Origin of the sequence: Thalassobaculum salexigens DSM 19539, from assembly GCF_000423805.1 — a bacterium.
GTDB lineage: Bacteria > Pseudomonadota > Alphaproteobacteria > Thalassobaculales > Thalassobaculaceae > Thalassobaculum > Thalassobaculum litoreum.
Genome location: NZ_KE384093.1, coordinates 1,439,062 through 1,454,975, shown reverse-complemented (window position 1 = coordinate 1,454,975; position 15,914 = coordinate 1,439,062). Strand labels below are relative to the sequence as shown.

Annotated in this window: 16 protein-coding genes; 9 read left to right on the top strand and 7 right to left on the bottom strand. The window is 68.1% G+C overall.

Annotated elements, in window-relative coordinates; all coding sequences use genetic code 11:
- Nucleotides 1-94 precede the first annotated feature (94 nt).
- The gene (locus G578_RS0111195; protein ID WP_028794316.1) at nt 95-1,489 is read left to right on the top strand and encodes an amidase; all 1,395 of its coding nucleotides are present in this window, start codon (nt 95-97) and stop codon (nt 1,487-1,489) included.
- 7 nt (nt 1,490-1,496) lie between these two features.
- On the opposite strand, the gene G578_RS25850 is transcribed toward G578_RS0111195, so the two are convergent.
- Nucleotides 1,497-2,111: a DUF2459 domain-containing protein gene (locus tag G578_RS25850; RefSeq protein ID WP_051244606.1), complete on the bottom strand. Its 615-nt coding sequence runs from the start codon at nt 2,109-2,111 to the stop codon at nt 1,497-1,499.
- A 100-nt stretch (nt 2,112-2,211) separates the two neighbouring features.
- On the opposite strand from G578_RS25850, the gene G578_RS0111185 reads away from it, so the two are divergent.
- A complete protein-coding gene (locus tag G578_RS0111185) occupies nt 2,212-2,763 on the top strand; it encodes a chloramphenicol phosphotransferase CPT family protein (protein ID WP_028794315.1) in 552 nt (183 codons plus the stop codon).
- On the opposite strand, the gene G578_RS0111180 is transcribed toward G578_RS0111185, so the two are convergent.
- Complete coding sequence (locus G578_RS0111180; protein WP_028794314.1) at nt 2,760-4,211, bottom strand: N-acyl-D-amino-acid deacylase family protein; 1,452 nt, start codon at nt 4,209-4,211, stop codon at nt 2,760-2,762. The two genes, G578_RS0111185 and G578_RS0111180, sit on opposite strands and share 4 nt — an antisense overlap.
- A 139-nt stretch (nt 4,212-4,350) precedes the next feature.
- Here G578_RS0111180 and G578_RS0111175 point away from each other — a divergent pair, with 139 nt between their 5' ends.
- Complete coding sequence (locus G578_RS0111175; protein WP_051244604.1) at nt 4,351-5,514, top strand: PQQ-dependent sugar dehydrogenase; 1,164 nt, start codon at nt 4,351-4,353, stop codon at nt 5,512-5,514.
- A gap of 129 nt (nt 5,515-5,643) precedes the next feature.
- On the opposite strand, the gene G578_RS0111170 is transcribed toward G578_RS0111175, so the two are convergent.
- Nucleotides 5,644-6,669, bottom strand: coding sequence for a hypothetical protein (locus tag G578_RS0111170; protein WP_028794312.1), 1,026 nt, complete (start codon nt 6,667-6,669; stop codon nt 5,644-5,646).
- Nucleotides 6,670-6,850: 181 nt separating this feature from the next.
- Nucleotides 6,851-7,294, bottom strand: a complete 444-nt coding sequence (locus G578_RS0111165; RefSeq protein WP_028794311.1) for a MarR family winged helix-turn-helix transcriptional regulator — start codon at nt 7,292-7,294, stop codon at nt 6,851-6,853.
- A gap of 101 nt (nt 7,295-7,395) precedes the next feature.
- On the opposite strand from G578_RS0111165, the gene G578_RS0111160 reads away from it, so the two are divergent.
- Nucleotides 7,396-8,625: an MFS transporter gene (locus tag G578_RS0111160; RefSeq protein ID WP_028794310.1), complete on the top strand. Its 1,230-nt coding sequence runs from the start codon at nt 7,396-7,398 to the stop codon at nt 8,623-8,625.
- A 51-nt stretch (nt 8,626-8,676) separates the two neighbouring features.
- The gene (locus G578_RS0111155) at nt 8,677-9,579 is read left to right on the top strand and encodes an LpxL/LpxP family acyltransferase (RefSeq protein WP_038014009.1); all 903 of its coding nucleotides are present in this window, start codon (nt 8,677-8,679) and stop codon (nt 9,577-9,579) included.
- A 14-nt stretch (nt 9,580-9,593) separates the two neighbouring features.
- Here the strand turns inward: G578_RS0111155 and G578_RS0111150 are convergent, their stop codons facing one another.
- Nucleotides 9,594-11,387, bottom strand: a complete 1,794-nt coding sequence (locus G578_RS0111150) for an ABC transporter ATP-binding protein (RefSeq protein WP_028794308.1) — start codon at nt 11,385-11,387, stop codon at nt 9,594-9,596.
- A gap of 345 nt (nt 11,388-11,732) precedes the next feature.
- Between G578_RS0111150 and G578_RS0111145 the strand changes: the two genes are divergently transcribed.
- From G578_RS0111145 to G578_RS0111130, 4 genes are all read left to right on the top strand, one after another.
- Nucleotides 11,733-12,416, top strand: coding sequence for a fused DSP-PTPase phosphatase/NAD kinase-like protein (locus tag G578_RS0111145; protein WP_028794307.1), 684 nt, complete (start codon nt 11,733-11,735; stop codon nt 12,414-12,416).
- A 10-nt stretch (nt 12,417-12,426) separates the two neighbouring features.
- Nucleotides 12,427-13,281, top strand: coding sequence for a helix-turn-helix transcriptional regulator (locus G578_RS0111140; RefSeq protein WP_028794306.1), 855 nt, complete (start codon nt 12,427-12,429; stop codon nt 13,279-13,281).
- 82 nt (nt 13,282-13,363) lie between these two features.
- Entirely contained in the window at nt 13,364-13,771 is a 408-nt protein-coding gene (locus tag G578_RS0111135; protein WP_028794305.1) for a DUF2000 family protein, read from the top strand.
- Nucleotides 13,772-13,949: 178 nt separating this feature from the next.
- On the top strand, nt 13,950-14,531 hold the full coding sequence (locus G578_RS0111130) for a PRC-barrel domain-containing protein (protein WP_028794304.1): 582 nt from the start codon (nt 13,950-13,952) through the stop codon (nt 14,529-14,531).
- Between the two features lie 75 nt (nt 14,532-14,606).
- Here G578_RS0111130 and G578_RS0111125 read toward each other — a convergent pair whose 3' ends face one another.
- Both G578_RS0111125 and G578_RS0111120 read right to left on the bottom strand, forming a co-directional pair.
- Nucleotides 14,607-15,233 (bottom strand): glutathione S-transferase family protein, encoded by a 627-nt coding sequence (locus G578_RS0111125; protein ID WP_028794303.1) that lies wholly within the window; start codon nt 15,231-15,233, stop codon nt 14,607-14,609.
- Between the two features lie 126 nt (nt 15,234-15,359).
- A complete protein-coding gene (locus G578_RS0111120; protein WP_028794302.1) occupies nt 15,360-15,839 on the bottom strand; it encodes a PAS domain-containing protein in 480 nt (159 codons plus the stop codon).
- Nucleotides 15,840-15,914 lie beyond the last annotated feature (75 nt).

Here is a 15,914-nt window from a genome sequence, read left to right as displayed (position 1 = left end):
CAAAAGGACTGTTCCTGCTCGACAGGCTAGCGCCGAGGTTCATAAGGTTTCGTTGACGCCGCGATGACGCCTTCGTTCCAAGGATATTTTTTCGATGACCAGCACCGATCTCGCCCTCCTGTCGGCCACCGACCTGCTGCACGCCTATGCCCGCAAGACGATCTCGCCGGTGGAGGCGACCAAGGCCGCCCTCGACCGCATCGACGCGCTGAACGGTAAGCTGAACGCCTTCCGGATGGTCGATCACGAGTCGGCCCTGGCGAGCGCGAAACAATCGGAGGCGCGCTGGACCAAGGGCGAGCCTGTCGGACTGGTCGACGGCGTGCCCACCTCGATCAAGGACCTGTCCCTGACCGAGGGCTGGTCGACCCTGCGTGGTTCCAAGACCGTCAAGGCGGACGGCCCCTGGGATGTGGACGCCCCCTACGTCGCCCGGCTGCGCGAGCACGGAGCGGTGCTGCTCGGCAAGACGACCACGCCGGAGTTCGGCTGGAAGGGCGTGACCGACAGCCCGCTGACCGGCATCACGCGCAACCCCTGGGACCCGACGAAGACGCCGGGCGGCAGCTCCGGCGGAGCGGCGGTGGCGGCGGCAGCCGGCATGGGCGCCCTGCACCAGGGATCGGACGGTGGCGGCTCGATCCGCATGCCGGCGGGCTATACCGGCATCTACGGCATCAAGCCGACCTTCGGCCGGGTGCCGGCCTATCCGGCCTCGCCCTTCGGCTCGGTCGCCCATATCGGCCCGATGACCCGCACGGTCGCCGATTCCGCCCTGATGCTGACGGTGATGGGCGAGCCCGATGCGCGCGACTGGTACGCCGTGCCGTACGAGGGTGCGGACTACCGGAACGCCCTGCGCCCGTCGGTGGCCGGCTGGCGAATCGCCTACAGCCCCGATCTCGGCGGTGCCACGGTGCAGCCCGAGGTCGCCGCCCTGGTGGCCAAGGCGGTCGAGGTGTTCCGCGAACTCGGTGCGACGGTCGAGGAAGTGGAAAGCCCGCTGCCCAACAGCCACGAGGTCTTCGCCGCCCACTGGTTCACCGGGGCGGCCAACCTGTTCTCCGCGTTCAGCGAGGAGCAGAAGGCGCTGATCGATCCGGGCCTCGTCGAGGTCGCCGAAGCCGGGGCGAAATACGCGCTGCTGGACTACTTCGCCGCGGTGAAGCAGCGCGAGGCGATGGGGACGGCGATGAACGAGTTCCACGAGACCTACGACCTGCTGCTCACCCCGACCCTGCCGCAGCCGGCCTTCGAGGCCGGTCACGAGGTACCGCCGGGCTCCAACATGAAGCGCTGGACCGAGTGGACGCCGTTCTCCTACCCGTTCAACCTGACCCAGCAGCCGGCGGCGACGATCCCCTGCGGCCGCGTCGGCGGTCTGCCGGTCGGTCTGCAGATCGTCGGTCCGAAATGGGGGGAGGATATGGTGCTGACCGCCTCTGCCGCGTTCGAGGGCGTGATGCCGATCGAACTGCCGACGATTTAGGCAATCTTCAGCGGGCCGCCACGGCAGCCCGCACCCGCGCCGTCACCGTGCTGGCGCGGCTGAGGTCGGTATCGATCTCCAGGCCCGCGGCGGCGAAGGCGCGTGCGACCCAGGTATTGCAGGTATTGGACAGGGTGAAAGTGCCGACGGCGTCATAGAACCCGCTCCGACGGTAGAGGCCAGGCCCCAGCGCCGACAGCCGCTCTCCCTGGGCGCGGTCGAAACTCGCCGCGATAAAGCCGATGAGCCGGTCGAAACCGGCCGTATCCAGTGGCACGTCGACGACCTCGGCATCCGGGAAGTACCGCGCCGGCGGGACGGGCATGCCGACCAGGTGCATGACCGCCGGTGTCTCGATGAAGGCCGCGCTGACATAGCTGCCGATCGCCGGGTCCGGATCGCGGTAGAACGCAGCATCGCCCCAGCCGAACTCGACCCAGCCGGCCTCGGGCAGGTCGCCGATCTCGGGGATAAGGGCGGGGTCGATATCGGCGCTGCGCACCGCGATGCCGGTGTGCCAGCCGATATTGACGAGATGAACCAGACGCTCGCCGCCGGCGGCCGGACCGGCAAGCGAGAGCAGGACACCCAGACCGAACAGAATTGCGACCGCCCGTGCCATCCGCCTTACTCCTCCCTCGACGATCCGGCCCTCGACGTGCCGGCCCTCAACGTACTGGCGACGACGGTGCCGACCCAAAATGGCCATCCGGAGGCAGGGCATGACCCCGACCGTCATCCTTCTCGACGGCGTCGGCAGCGCCGGCAAGACCTCCATCGCCCGCGCCTTTCAGGAGATCGCCCGCGATCCGTTCCTGCATGTGCAGATGGACGGCTTCTTCGACATGCTGCCGGCCCGCCTGATAGGCCCCCCGGACGGCGTCGACTTCGTCCCGGTCCCCGGCGACGGTCCGCCCGAAGTGGCGGTGCGCAGCGGCCCGGCCGGCGCCCGCCTGTTCGGAGCCATTCCGGCGGCTGTCGCCGCGCTGGCGAGCGCCGGCAACAACCTGATCGTCGACGACGTCATTCTGGGCGACCGGATGGCGGAGTACGACCGGCACCTCGCCCGGTTCCGTTTCCTGAAGATCGCTGTCCACGCACCGCTGGAGGTCCTGGAAGCCCGCGAAGCGGCACGCGGCGACCGCAGGATCGGCCTCGCCCGATGGCAGTTCCCGCAGGTGAATGCGGGCAAGACCTACGATCTGGAGATCGACACCGCCGAGCACGGCCCCGAAGACTGTGCCCGGCTGATCTGTGACGCCTTCGGCCTTTAGGCCTGGCCCTGCCGCAGCGCCCGGCCGGAGCGTTCGCCGGTGCACCGGCCCTCGGCCCAGACGATGCGGCCGTTGACGATCACCGTGTCGATGCCGGCGGCCGGGGTCATCGGGTCCTCGAAGGTGGCGCTGTCGATGATGTCCCGGGCGTCGAACACGCACAGGTCGGCGAACTTGCCCTCCGCCACCTCGCCCCGGTCCTTCAGGCCGAACTCCTCGGCGGAGAGCGAGGTCATGCGGCGCACCGCCTCCTCCAGCGGAAACAGGCCGAGATCGCGGGAATAATGGCCGAGAATGCGCGGGAAGGTGCCCCACAGCCGCGGATGCGGGAACTCGTCATGGGGCAGGCCGTCGGAGCCGAACATCGCCTGCGGATAGGACAGGATGCGCTGCACGTCGTCCTCGTCCATGGAGAAGTAGATCGCGCCGGCCGGCTGCAGCCGTTCCGCCGCCGCGTAGACGTCCACGCCCCACTCCTCGGCGATGTCCTTCAGGTCGCGCCCCTTGTGCTCGGGATGCGGCACCGACCAGGTCACCATGACCCGGTTGGAGAAGGCGATGCTGTCCGCCTTCAGCACCGTGGAGGAGGCGTGATACGGATACACGTCGAGACCGATCTTCTGGCTCTTCCGGTAGCGGTCGAACAGCGCCAGCGTCTCCTTGGAGCGGCCGAAATTGTCCTTCCCGTGCACCTTGTGGTGGGAGACGATCACCGGCACCCCGGCCTCGCGGCCGATCAGGAAAGTCTCCTCCAGGCTCTTCACCACATCGGCACCCTCGTTGCGCATATGGGTGACGTAGCGCCCGCCATGGGTCTTCAGCGCCCTGGCGATCTCGATCACCTCCTCGGTCGGCGCCTGCTCAGACGGCGCGTAGAACAGGCCGGTGGACAGACCGCAGGCGCCGGCGTCCAGCGACTCCTCCAGCCGGCCGCGCATGGTCTTGATCTCGTCCGACCTTGCTGCCCGGTAGACGTCGTCCATGGCACCGACCCGCAAGGTCGAGTGACCGACCAGGAAGGCGGCGTTGACGCTGGCCGGAGCCTCGTCGATCGCGGTCAGGAAGGCGTCGAAGGTACCGTATTTCCACCATTCCTCGGTGCCGAGCAGGTCGAGCGGCGGCGGCGGGCGGCGGTCCATGACCAGCGGCGCCAGGGAGATACCGCAATTGCCGACGACGACGCTGGTCACGCCCTGGCTCACCTTCATGTCCATGGTCGGCTTCGACAGCAGCGCCCGGTCGTCATGGGTGTGCACATCGACGAACCCCGGCGCGACGATGCGGCCGGTGACGTCGATCTCGCGGCCCGCCCGGACTGAAGAGAGGTCGCCGATGGCGGCGATCCGGTCGTCGACGATCGCCACGTCGGCCCGCATCCGCGCCGCCCCGGTCCCGTCGATCACCTCGCCCCCGCTCAGTTTCAGGTCGCAGCGCTCCAATCCGGCCATCGTCGTCTCCTTGATCTCACAAGCCCCGATGGCAGCCCGCCGCCACCCCGAAGTCAAGGTGGCGTGATCGCCCAGTTGATCCGGTGGAGACCGGCCCCACCTCTCAGCGAGACCCGCTTTCCGGCCGAGAGGACCCCATATGCTCCCGACCCGACCGTTGCTGCTCGCCCTGCCCTTTCTCGCAGCACTGCCCTTTCTCGCAGCACTGCCCTCACTGGCCGTCGCGCAGGAGACCGAGCAGGCCGAGGCCTGCGCCCTGACCGCCGAAACCAGAGTCGCCGATCTCGATCATCCCTGGGGCGTCACCTTCCTGCCCGACGGCATGGCGGTCATCACCGAGCGCGATGGCGCCCTGTGGCTGGCCGACCCGCAATCGGGGGAGAAATCGGCGATCGACGGCGCCCCGAACGTGCGGGCGTCCGGCCAGGGCGGCCTGCTCGACGTGGTCGCCCATCCGGACTTCACCGACAACCGGCGGCTCTACTTCTCCTACTCGGAGCGGCGCAGAGACGGGCTCACCGGCACCGCCATCGCCCATGGCACGCTGTCGGCCGACGGATCGCGGCTCACCGACCTGACACAGATATTCTCGATGTCGCTGGCGACCGGCACGACGCGACATTTCGGCTCGCGCATCGTCTTCAAGGGCGACGGGACGCTCTGGTTCACCATCGGCGACCGCGGCGACCGGCCGCGCGCGCAGAATCCCAGCGACCATGCCGGCTCGGTGCTGAGGATCGCGGAGGACGGCAGCATCCCGGGCGACAATCCCTTCGCCGACGGCAGAAACGGCGCCCGCGAGATCTGGTCCTTCGGCCACCGCAACCCGCAGGGTGCCGCCCGGCACCCGGAGACCGGTGCGCTGTGGATCGTGGAGCACGGCGCGCGCGGGGGCGACGAGATCAACCGGCCGGAGGCGGGAAAGAACTATGGCTGGCCGACGATCTCCTACGGCCGCCATTACCACGGCGGCCAGATCGGAATCGGGACGTCGGCCGCCGGCATGGAGCAGCCGGTCTACTACTGGGATCCGTCGATCGCGCCGTCGGGCCTCGCCTTCGTGGGCGGCGATCTCTTCCCGGCCTGGACCGGCGACATCCTGGTCGGCGCCCTGAAGGACCGCATGCTGGTGCGGCTCGACATGGAGGACGGCGCGGTCGCCGGCGAGGAGCGGCTGTTCAAGGGCCGGTTCGGCCGGGTGCGCGACGTCCGGATGGGTCCGGACGGCGCGATCTGGTTGCTGACCGACGAGAGCGACGGCGCGCTGATCCGTGTCGCGCCATCGGAGGGTGTCTGCGGCTAGCGGAGGGTGCCTGCGGCTAGAGCGCGAGCAGTTCAGATCGAAACGATCTGAACGGTGAATCGCCCTCTAACCCATTAAAGTTAGAGCAAATTCACACGAGCAGATGTTTCCATCTGATCGTGATTTTCTCTAGCGCTGGCCAGCGATGGCAGCCACCTGGTTGAGGAAGGTGGCGTCCGCCGTCTGCGCGATCTGCAGCGTTTCACCGATATGGCTGACGGCGATCATGTTGCCGGAGGCATGCGGGAAGAAGGTCAGCACCTCATAGGCGGCGCTGCCGTTGCCGACATCGGTGCAGGACAGCTCCACATGCGGCAGGATCGTTTCCGTGCCCGGCATGATGCGCAGATCCGCCTCGGAGGTGAGCTGGCCCTTGCAGCTCGGCGCCTTCAGCTTGGTCAGCTCGGCCCGCAGCTCCTCCTCGCTATGGCTGCCTCCCACCGACTGGACCAGACCGAGCCCGCGCTCGATCCGCCAGACCAGCGCCGCGTTCCAGCGCTTCATGGCCTGATCGACATCCTTGGGGATGCCGAACTGGTCCTGGGGCAGATCGTTCAGCACGCGCCAGGCAAAGGCCTGGGGCTGCAGCGTGAACAGGTCCTGGCCGTGGATCTTGGCCAGCTTCTCGCGGGCCTGGGCCGCCTTCTTGCCGTCCTGGACGCCCGCCTTCACCTGACGGACGCAATCCTCCATCACGCCGAAGGCCTTCGCGGTGCCGGTCAGCGGAAACTTCAGGGTGCCGAAGAAACCGGTGATCGTCGCGACATTGCCGGCCTTGAACGCCTGGACCAGCTCCGGATGGTCCTGCATCAGGGTGCCGAGCGTATCCTTGCTCACCACCTGGAAGGCACCGCTCACTTCAGGGCGGTCGTCGACCTTGATGGTGACCTTGGCGGCCTGACCGGGTTCCAGCGTCCAGCTCTTGTTGATCAGGTAGACTTCGTACGTGCCGTTGGCCGCCAGTCCGAAGCCGAGATCCGTCTCGCTCTCATAGTCGCCGACGATGGCGCAGCGCTGGAACTGCCCCTCCTTGGAGATATAGGCGTCGCCCTGCCAGATCCCGCTCTTGAACGCGGCCGAGGCCGGTGAGGCGATCGAGAGGGTCAACGCGGCAACGACGGCGGCGACCGTCGCAATCGAACGAAGTGCGGTCATTCATCGGCTCCCGGCCGGTGGCAATGTCCCCTGCCCTAATGCGTATCGGGGTGCGGGCTCAAGCGTCGCCCAACAGAACCGCAAGATCGTGACGGATCTAGGGCAACGCAAGGGGCGGGGCAAACATCGCGCCGACGAGGCCCGCACGGGGCGGTGAAGCGGCCGGCACTCGGCCGCGGCCTTACTGCTGTTGCGCGTCGGCCGCCGCGACCGTCTGGGTCAGAACGTCCCGCAGGGCCGCGGTCACCTCGCCGCCCGCGCGCTGGCGCAACGCCACCTCCGCGCGCCGCCAGTGCGGCCGCGCCAGCGCCAGCATGTCGCGGCCCGTGTCGGTCAGCTCCACCGAGCGGCTGCGTCTGTCCGACCCGGGCGCCAGCCGGACCCAGCCGGCGTCCCGCAGCGGCGCCAGGTTCCGGGTCAGGGTCGTGCGGTCCAGGTCCAGCCGGTCGGCGAGGTCGGTCACCGACGGACGGTCCATCCGCTCGATGTTCGACAGCAGCCCGTACTGGGTGACCTTAAGACCGGTTTCCTTCAGCGCCTCGTCGTAATACTGGGTGAGCCGACGCGCGGCGCCGCGCACCAGCGAGCAGGTACAGGCCAAACCGGCTTCGTCGCTTGGGACCATCATCACGCGCCAATTGACAATTATGTGCAGGTACACGAGTGTATCTACACGTACTGTAACACACCCCGCATTTCCGGCCAACCGCCCTTCCGGAGTCTGCCATGTCGACCCTCGCCCATCCCTCGTCACCCGACTGGAGGACTCCGGTCGTGGTGATCGTCGCCGGATGTCTGATCGCCATGATCGGCTTCGGAATCCGCTCGGCGTTCGGTCTGTTCCTGGAGCCGATGACCCTGGCCAAGGGGTGGGACCGGGAGACTTTCGGTCTCGCCATGGCGATCCAGAACCTGCTCTGGGGCATCGGCGTGCCGGTCGCCGGCATGATCGCCGACAAGTTCGGCCCCTCGCGGGTTCTTGCGGTCGGCGCGGTGATCTACACGGTCGGGGTCTGGGGCATGGCGACGGCCGACAGCTCCCTGGAGCTGCACCTGTTCGGCGGCGTGCTGACCGGAATCGGGGTGGCCTTCACAGCCTTCTCGCTGGCCATGGCCGCCATGGCCAAGGTCGTCGGGCCGGAGCGCCGGTCCCTGGCGCTCGGCCTCGGCACGGCGGCGGGTTCGTTCGGCCAGGTGGTGTTCTCCCCGCTCGGTCAGGGCTTCATCGGCGCCTATGGCTGGGAGAGCGCCCTGCTGATGCTGGCGGCCTCGGCGCTGTTCATCATCCCGCTGGCCTTCATCCTGCCCTCGAACACCAATGCCAAGGGCGAGGTGCCGAGCAACCAGACCTTCCGTCAGGCGATGGCCGAGGCCGGCGCCCATCGCGGCTACATCCTGCTGACCATCGGCTTCTTCGTCTGCGGTTTCCACGTGGCCTTCATCACTGTGCACTTCCCGTCCTATGTCCGTGACCTGGGGCTGGATCCGACGGTTGGTGCCTATTCGCTCGCGCTGGTCGGACTGTTCAACATCATCGGGTCCTTCGCCTCCGGAATGGCGGGCCAGCGCTGGAGCAAGAAGGTCGGGCTCAGCACGATCTACTTCGCCCGTGCCATCGTCATCATCGCGCTGCTCATGGCGCCGAAGACGGAGCTGACGATCTACCTGTTCGCCGGCGCCATGGGCATTCTGTGGCTCTCGACCGTCCCGCTCACCACCGGCATCGTCGCCCAAATCTTCGGCGTGAAGTACATGGCCACCCTGTTCGGCTTCGTGTTCCTCAGCCACCAGCTCGGCTCGTTCGCCGGCATCTGGCTCGGCGGCTACCTGTACGACACGACCGGCTCCTATGACGGCGTGTGGTGGGCCGGCGTGGTGCTGGGTCTGGCGGCGGCGATCATCCATCTGCCGATCAACGAGAAGCCGCTCGCCCGGCTCACCCCGGTCACCGTCTAAAGCTCACACGGGGCTGGACAAATCCGACATGGACGGCGAATACCACCGTCCATGTCGAACCCGCGCGAGATCCCCCTGAGCAAACGCCTGCTTTGGCCGCTGGAGGCCGCTGGCGCGCTCGCCGTCTACGGGCTGATGCGGCTGCTCCCGATCGATGCGGCCTCGGCGCTTGGCGCCGCCGTGCTGGCGCGGGTTGGCCCGATGCTCCGCCTTCACAAGGTCGCGCGCGGCAACCTGGAACGGGCCTTTCCGGAGAAGGACGCGGGCGAGATCGACCGGATCCTGGCCGGCATGTGGCGCAACCTCGGCCGGACCGCCGGCGAGTTCGCGCATATCCGCACCCTGCTGCGCGAGATGGACCGCCGGGTCGAGATCGTCGGCGCCGAACACGCACTGGCGGCGATGGCCGATGGTGGGCCGGCGATCTACGTCTCCGGCCACATCGCCAACTGGGAGCTGATGCCGCTGGCCGCCGCCCATGTCGGGCTGGTGATCGACGCGGTGTACCGCGCCCCGGACAATCCGCTGATCTCCTCGCTCTACGACAAGCGCAAGCCGCATCCGGACGCCACGATGTTTCCCAAGGGCAGCCAGGGCGCGCGCGGCGTGATGGATGCGCTGAAGCGCGGCCGCCCGCTCGGCCTGTTGATTGATCAGAAGATGAATGACGGGATCGAGGCCCGGTTCTTCGGCCGCAGGGCGATGACCACCCCGGCCTTTGCCCAGCTCGCCCGGCGGTTCGACTGCCCCATCGTCGCGGTGCGGATCGAGCGGCTTGAAGGTGCGCGGTTCCGGGTGACCGCCCATGAGGGGGTGACGGTGCCGCGCGACGGCAAGGCGTCGGAAGACGTCGCCGCCACCGTGCAGCGGTTCAACGACCTGCTGGAGAGCTGGATCCGCGAGCGGCCGGAACAGTGGCTCTGGGTCCACCGGCGCTGGCCGAAGGGGGAGTAGTCCGCCGCCCTTCCCTAAGCCGCACTCTGCGGCTCGCGGAACTGCAGGGCGTGCAGACGGGCATAGGTGCCCCCGCGCTCCACCAGCGCATGGTGGTCACCGCTCTCCACAACCCGTCCTGCCTCGAACGCATGGATCACGTCGGCGCCCTGCACCGTGGACAGCCGGTGGGCGATGACCAGGGTCGTTCGCCCCTTCATCAGCCGGGCCAGCGCCGCCTGGATCTGCCGCTCGGATTCGGTGTCGAGCGCACTCGTCGCCTCGTCCAGCAGCAGGATCGGCGCGTCCTTTAGGATCGCCCGGGCGATGGCAATGCGCTGACGCTGACCGCCGGACAGCTTGGTGCCGTGCTCGCCCACCCGGGTGTCGTAGCCGTCCGGCAGGGCGGAGATGAACTCATGGGCCGCCGCCGCATCGGCCGCCGCGCGCAGTTGGTCGTCGGTCGCGTCGGGCCGGCCGAATCGGATGTTCTCCGCCACCGTATCGTCGAACAGCACGATCTCCTGGCTGACCAGGGCGACGGCGTCGCGCAGGCTGGCCAGGGTCAAGGCGCGCACGTCGGTGCCGCCGATCGTCACCGAGCCGGCCTCCACGTCGAAGAACCGGGGGATGAGGTTCAGCACCGTGCTCTTGCCGGCGCCGCTGGGACCGACCAGCGCGGTCACCTTGCCGGCCGGCGCCACCAGACTAATGCCGGCAAGCGCTTCGGTGCCGTCGGCATAGCGGAAGCGCACGTCCTTGAGAGCCACTTCCGCCGGCGCGCGTGCGAGAGCCTTGGCGTCCGGCGCCTCGGCGATGGCCGACTTGCGGTCGAGCAGGACGAACAGCCGCTCCGCCGCCGCCAGCCCCTCCTGTAGGGTGGTGCTGACCTTGCCGAGGCCGCGCAGTGGCTGATAGGCCATCAGCACGGCGGCGATGAACGAGAAAAAGGCGCCCGGCGTCGTCGCCCCCTCGATCACCCGATAGCCGCCATAGACGATGACGGCGGCCACCGCGATGCCGCCGAAGGCGTCGACGATCGGCTGCACCGCCGCGCGCACCCGGCCCTGGCGGTAGGTCAGCCGGTAGATCTCCTCGACGATCTCGCCGATCCGCTTCGTCTCGGCCCGCTCCATGGCATAGGCCTTGATCACACGAATGCCTTGGAACGCCTGGCTCAGCAGGGTGGTGAGCTCGCCCATCCGCGCCTGGGCGTCGCCGGAGACCCGGCGCATGCGCTTGCCGAGCTTCTGGATCGGCAACACCGTCAGCGGCGCGACCAGCAGCGCGATCAGCGACAGCAGCCAGTCCTGGTACAGCATCACGCCGACCAGGAAGATCACCGACAGCCCGTCGCGCACCAGGCCGACGATGGCATTGGAGACCGCCTGGCGCAGCGCCTGGACGTCGAAGGTGAAATGCGAGATCAGCCCGCCCGTCGCCCGGCTCTGGAACAGTGCGACGTCCTGGTCCAGCAGATGGCCGAACAGGCGGAGCTGGACGTCGGCGACGATCCGCTGGCCGACCCGGGCGAGCAGCGAGTCCTGGAAATACGAAGCGGCGGATTTCAGCGCGAAGGTGACGATCACCGCGCCGCCGACCAGCCACAGCATGGAGCGGTCCTGCTCGACGAACACCTTGTCGACCACCGGATCCATCAGCCAGGCGGTGGCTGCCGTGGTCGCCGCGACGATCGCCATGGCGATCGAAGCCACCGCCAGCCAGCCCGCATGGGGGCGCACGAAGGCGTCCCACAGCCGGCGCAGCAGGGGGCCGGTGCGGGCGTCGTTCAGCGGAATGCGGGTCTTTTCGGGTTTCGCCTCGGCCATCGGCCCCTGATACACGATCCGGCGCCGGCGCGCATCCACCCTGCGGCCGAGGTTTCCGGAGGTGGGTCGCCGTTCATCGGCGCATCCGGACTGAGCAGCGCGAGACGGAGATGCAAGAGAATTGAGACGGACAGACAATCGGCGCGAGGCGATGGAGACTACTATGGTGTTGGGACCGTGCCGAAACGGATGCTCGGTCGTGCCGTCTTCGCAGACCGGTCGGCCGGGCATCCGTGGGCGGCGCCTCGGATGCGCCTGCCTGCGACCGCCCGAAGCGTCGCCGCCCGCTCGGTCCCGGGGCAGCGGACGCTTCCCGCCATCCGCCGCCTGTGCTAGCCAGCGCCCATGGTCGACCTGCCGAAGATTGCCGACATGCCGGATGCCCTCGACGCCGCCGCCCGCCGCGCGGCGTGGTGGAACCTCATGCTGGTCGATCACGGCTTCCTGCGCGCGGTGTTCCTCAACAAACGCAAGGTCGACGACGACCTCTGGCGCGCCGCCCAGCCGAGCCCGACCCATCTGCGCAAGGCCAAGATGGACGGCTTCAAGACCATCCTCAACCTGCGCGGACCGCGCGACGACGGCCCCTACACCCTGGAGCGTCAGGCCTGCGCCGAACTCGGCCTCACCCTGGTGGACTTCCCGATCCGCTCGCGCTCGGCCCTGGACCGGCCGACCCTGCTCGCCGCCATCGACATCTGGAAGACGCTGGAATACCCGGTCCTGATGCACTGCAAGTCCGGGGCCGACCGCACCGGCTTCATGGCGACGCTGTACCTGTGGCAGCACAAGGGCGTCCCGCTGCGTCGGGCGATGGATCACCTGTCCCTGCGCTACGGCCACATCCGCCAGGCCAAGACCGGGGTAATCGACTTCTTCTACGAGCAGTACCTGAAGGCCGAGGAACACACCGGCATCGGCTTCCGCGCGTGGGTGGAGACGGTGTACGACCGCGACGCCCTTAACGCTGCCTTCAAGGAGAACTGGGCGGCGAAGATCCTGGTCGACAGGATCCTGCGGCGGGAGTGACACTGGCGCCATGACCCTCACCAAGGCGCCCGATTTCCTGGCTTACGACCGCGACGGGGAACTCGGCGTCGACGTGTTGCAGGCCGCCTTCTCCGGTCCCGCCTTCGAGCGCCACGCCCACGCGACCTTCGCCATCGGCGTGACCATGCGCGGGCTGCAGCGCTTCAATCATCGCGGCCGGCGCCACACCAGCACGCCGGGCCGGATCATCGCCTTCAACCCGGAAGATCCCCATGACGGCGAGGCCGCGGACGACAGCGGCTTCGCCTACTGGATGCTGTATCCGGACACCGGGGTGTGGGAGCGCGTTCTGGAGGACGCCACCGGCCGGGCCGACCCGCCGTTCTTCACCGATACCCTGCTGGACGATCCGGCGGTGGCCCGGATCTTCGCCGCCACCATGCCGGCACTCCAGGCCCGGGCGACCGATACCGCCGCGCCGCGGGAGAGCCTGGCCGCGGAGAGCCGTCTCGACCTGCTGCTGCTAGCTCTGGCGCTGCGCCACGGCCGGGCCAGCCTGCCGGGCCGGCCCGATCGGGACGGCGACGCCGGCGCTGTGGCGCGGATCCGCGAGATCCTGCACGCCGGCTTCGACAGCGACATCCGCCTCGACGATCTGGCCCGCGAGACCGGCCGCAGCCGGTTCCAGGTCAACCGGGCGTTCCAGGCCGCTACCGGCATGCCGCCGCACCGGTACCTGACCAACATCCGCCTGGAACAGGCCCGCGCCCTGCTGGCGGCCGGCGACAGCCCGGCCGAGGTCGCCGCCGCCGTCGGCTTCGCCGACCAGAGCCACCTCAGCCGACGGTTCAAGGCGGCCTACGGCGTCACCCCCGGCCGGTTCCAGAGCGCCTACCGCGTCTGAGCGGGACCGCACGAACGTCCAATCATGCCGCGCCGATCTGCGGCAGTGTCGCGGGTCTCTCCACCGCAACAGCAGATCCGATATGCACGATACCAAGATCTCCATCGCCGTCCGCGACGACCTAGCCACCTGGCAGAAGCTGAACGTCGTCGCCTTCCTGGCCAGCGCCATCGCCGCCCGGTATCCGGACGCCATCGGCGAGACCTACCGCGACCGCGACGGGCAGTCCTACCTGCCGATCCTGGGGCAGCCCGTGCTCATCCTGGCCGGCAGCGGCGACGCCCTGGCCAAGGCGCACCGGCGGGCGCTGGACCGCGGCCTCGAGCTGGCCGTGTACGCCGAAGGCATGTTCAGGACCGGCAACGACGCCGACAACCGGGCCGTCGTCGCGGCCCTGCCCGGCGACGCCCTCGACCTGGTCGGGGTCGCCACGCGCGGCGACCGCAAGGATGTCGACAAGTCTCTTAAAGGTCTGAAACTGCATGAATAACCATAAAGCCGACGCGATTCAGACCCAATAAGAGGAAAGGTTTTTCGTCGATCCACGGAACCACAACGAAGGCATGACGTTTACCTGTCGAGCGGACGGCCTACCCCCCGAGTTATCCAACGGGCCGACCGCGAGACACTCACACGACGCCTCTCACGAGGTTAACTGGAGGTACGTTATGAAGCGCAACGCCCTGACCCTGAGCCTGATCGCCGGTGCGTCCATGCTGGCCCTCGCCGGCAACCCGGCGATCGCCGGGTCGACGTCTGCCGAGACCAATGCCAATGGCACCGTGAAGACGGACCACATCAAGGCCGACGGTCAGACCGGGACCGAGATCAAGAAGGACATGGACAAGGCCGGCGAGGTCGCCAAGGAGACCGCGAACACCGTGGGTGCCGCTGCGGCAACCGCCGCCACGGCCACCGAGACGAAGATCCGCGAGCTTCTGTCCGGCGACCAGATCACCGAGATCGAAGGCACCGCGGTGCGTGACGCCAAAGGCGACTCGATCGGCGAGATCGACGAGGTCGTCCGCGGCAAGTCCGACAACGTCCTGTACTTCGTGACCGATGTGGGCGGCTTCCTGGGCCTGGGTGAGCGCGAAGTCGCGATCCCGGCCAGCGAGTTCACCCGCGCCGACGATCACTTCATCCTGAACAGCGCCACGAAGGCCGAGCTGGAGACCCGCGAGCAGTTCAGCGAGGACCGCTACGTCGAGGTTGAGGTCAATGCCGACGGTACGATCGTCGCCGACTGATCCGGCCTGAACGGCTCAAAAAAAGAGGCGGCCGCCCATTGGGGCGGCCGTTTTCTTTTGCGCGTGCCATGCGGATCAGGCGTCCGCCGGGATCTCCATGCCGCGCTGCACTGCCGGACGCGCCATCAGCGCATCGAACCAGCGCTTGACGTTCGGGTAGTCGGCCAGATCGACCTTCTGCCAATCGTAGCGCGCGACCCAGGGCAGGATGGCGATGTCGGCGATGGAGTATTCGTTGTTGGCGACATAGTCGACGCCCTCCAGCCGCGCGTTCAGCACGCCGTAGAGCCGGCGGCACTCCTTGCCGTAGCGTTCCTTGCCGTAGGGCACATCGACCTTGGCGGCCCGCTCGAAGTGATGGACCTGGCCGAAGATCGGTCCGATGCCGCCCATCTGCCACATCAGCCACTGGATGACCTCGTAGCGCTTGGCGGTGTCCTGCGGCATCAGCTTGCCCGACTTCTCCGCCAGGTACATGAGGATCGCGCCGGACTCGATGACCGTGAAGGGCTTGCCGTCCGGCCCCTCGGTATCGACGATCGCCGGGATCTTCGAGTTCGGATTGATGGCGATGTATTCCGGCGTGAACTGGACGTCCTGGCCGATCGGGATCGGATGCACGTTGTACGGCACCCCGATCTCCTCGAGCATGATCGACGCCTTGCGCCCGTTCGAGGTCTTCCAGGTATAGAGTTCGATCATCGGTGTTTCCCCCTGTGCGCGGATTTCCGTTGCGGCGACCTTAGCGAGTGGCGGGCGGACGCGTAAGGCGCGAAGTATGAACGCTCCGTCAGCACCGGTCTCCGGATCGCGCCCCACCGCAGTCGCTCAGTACGCGTCCTCGAAATCGAACCCCTGCAGGATCATGGCGACCGAGCCGTCGGGGCCGGCCAGCGGCATATCGATGGACTCCGCCGCGACATGGGGCTTCCGCGAATGGGCCATGTTGCCGAACATCCGCAACGGTCGCCGCTCGTCGATCACCCGCCGGAAATGCTGCCTGAGACGGTTCCAGTAGACGGGCTCGTAGACCTCGTCGAGATAGCTGCCGGTCGCATCCCGCCCGACCGCCAGGGTCACCCGGGTGCCCAGCAGGCGGAAGCGCAGCCGGAACGGGTCCGGCTCGACATCGAGCAGCACCACCCGGCCGCCGAAACTCATGAACTCCTCCGCGGTGAACGCCTCCCGAGCCGGCACCCCGGTTCCGACCCGACGCTGCTCCCACATCTCCAGAAGCCGGCACAGTTCCCCCGAGCGCAGCGCGTTCGACTCGTCGATCTGCCACCAGCCGTCGAGCGGTATCTGCATCCCCTCCCCCAACCTGTGCGATCGTCCCGGGGATATCCCGATAGGGATCGGAAGTCAGCCGGCTGAAAGCTTCAA

Coding starts and splice junctions, on each gene's coding strand:
- G578_RS0111180 (WP_028794314.1), bottom strand. CDS start 4,211: ATGGCCGGATTGGAGCGCTGCGACCTGAAACTGAGCGGGGGCGAGGTG.
- G578_RS0111130 (WP_028794304.1), top strand. CDS start 13,950: ATGAAGCGCAACGCCCTGACCCTGAGCCTGATCGCCGGTGCGTCCATG.
- G578_RS0111195 (WP_028794316.1), top strand. CDS start 95: ATGACCAGCACCGATCTCGCCCTCCTGTCGGCCACCGACCTGCTGCAC.
- G578_RS0111125 (WP_028794303.1), bottom strand. CDS start 15,233: ATGATCGAACTCTATACCTGGAAGACCTCGAACGGGCGCAAGGCGTCG.
- G578_RS0111140 (WP_028794306.1), top strand. CDS start 12,427: ATGACCCTCACCAAGGCGCCCGATTTCCTGGCTTACGACCGCGACGGG.
- G578_RS0111175 (WP_051244604.1), top strand. CDS start 4,351: ATGCTCCCGACCCGACCGTTGCTGCTCGCCCTGCCCTTTCTCGCAGCA.
- G578_RS0111145 (WP_028794307.1), top strand. CDS start 11,733: ATGGTCGACCTGCCGAAGATTGCCGACATGCCGGATGCCCTCGACGCC.
- G578_RS0111170 (WP_028794312.1), bottom strand. CDS start 6,669: ATGACCGCACTTCGTTCGATTGCGACGGTCGCCGCCGTCGTTGCCGCG.
- G578_RS0111120 (WP_028794302.1), bottom strand. CDS start 15,839: ATGCAGATACCGCTCGACGGCTGGTGGCAGATCGACGAGTCGAACGCG.
- G578_RS0111165 (WP_028794311.1), bottom strand. CDS start 7,294: ATGGTCCCAAGCGACGAAGCCGGTTTGGCCTGTACCTGCTCGCTGGTG.
- G578_RS0111155 (WP_038014009.1), top strand. CDS start 8,677: ATGTCGAACCCGCGCGAGATCCCCCTGAGCAAACGCCTGCTTTGGCCG.
- G578_RS0111185 (WP_028794315.1), top strand. CDS start 2,212: ATGACCCCGACCGTCATCCTTCTCGACGGCGTCGGCAGCGCCGGCAAG.
- G578_RS25850 (WP_051244606.1), bottom strand. CDS start 2,111: ATGGCACGGGCGGTCGCAATTCTGTTCGGTCTGGGTGTCCTGCTCTCG.
- G578_RS0111135 (WP_028794305.1), top strand. CDS start 13,364: ATGCACGATACCAAGATCTCCATCGCCGTCCGCGACGACCTAGCCACC.
- G578_RS0111160 (WP_028794310.1), top strand. CDS start 7,396: ATGTCGACCCTCGCCCATCCCTCGTCACCCGACTGGAGGACTCCGGTC.
- G578_RS0111150 (WP_028794308.1), bottom strand. CDS start 11,387: ATGGCCGAGGCGAAACCCGAAAAGACCCGCATTCCGCTGAACGACGCC.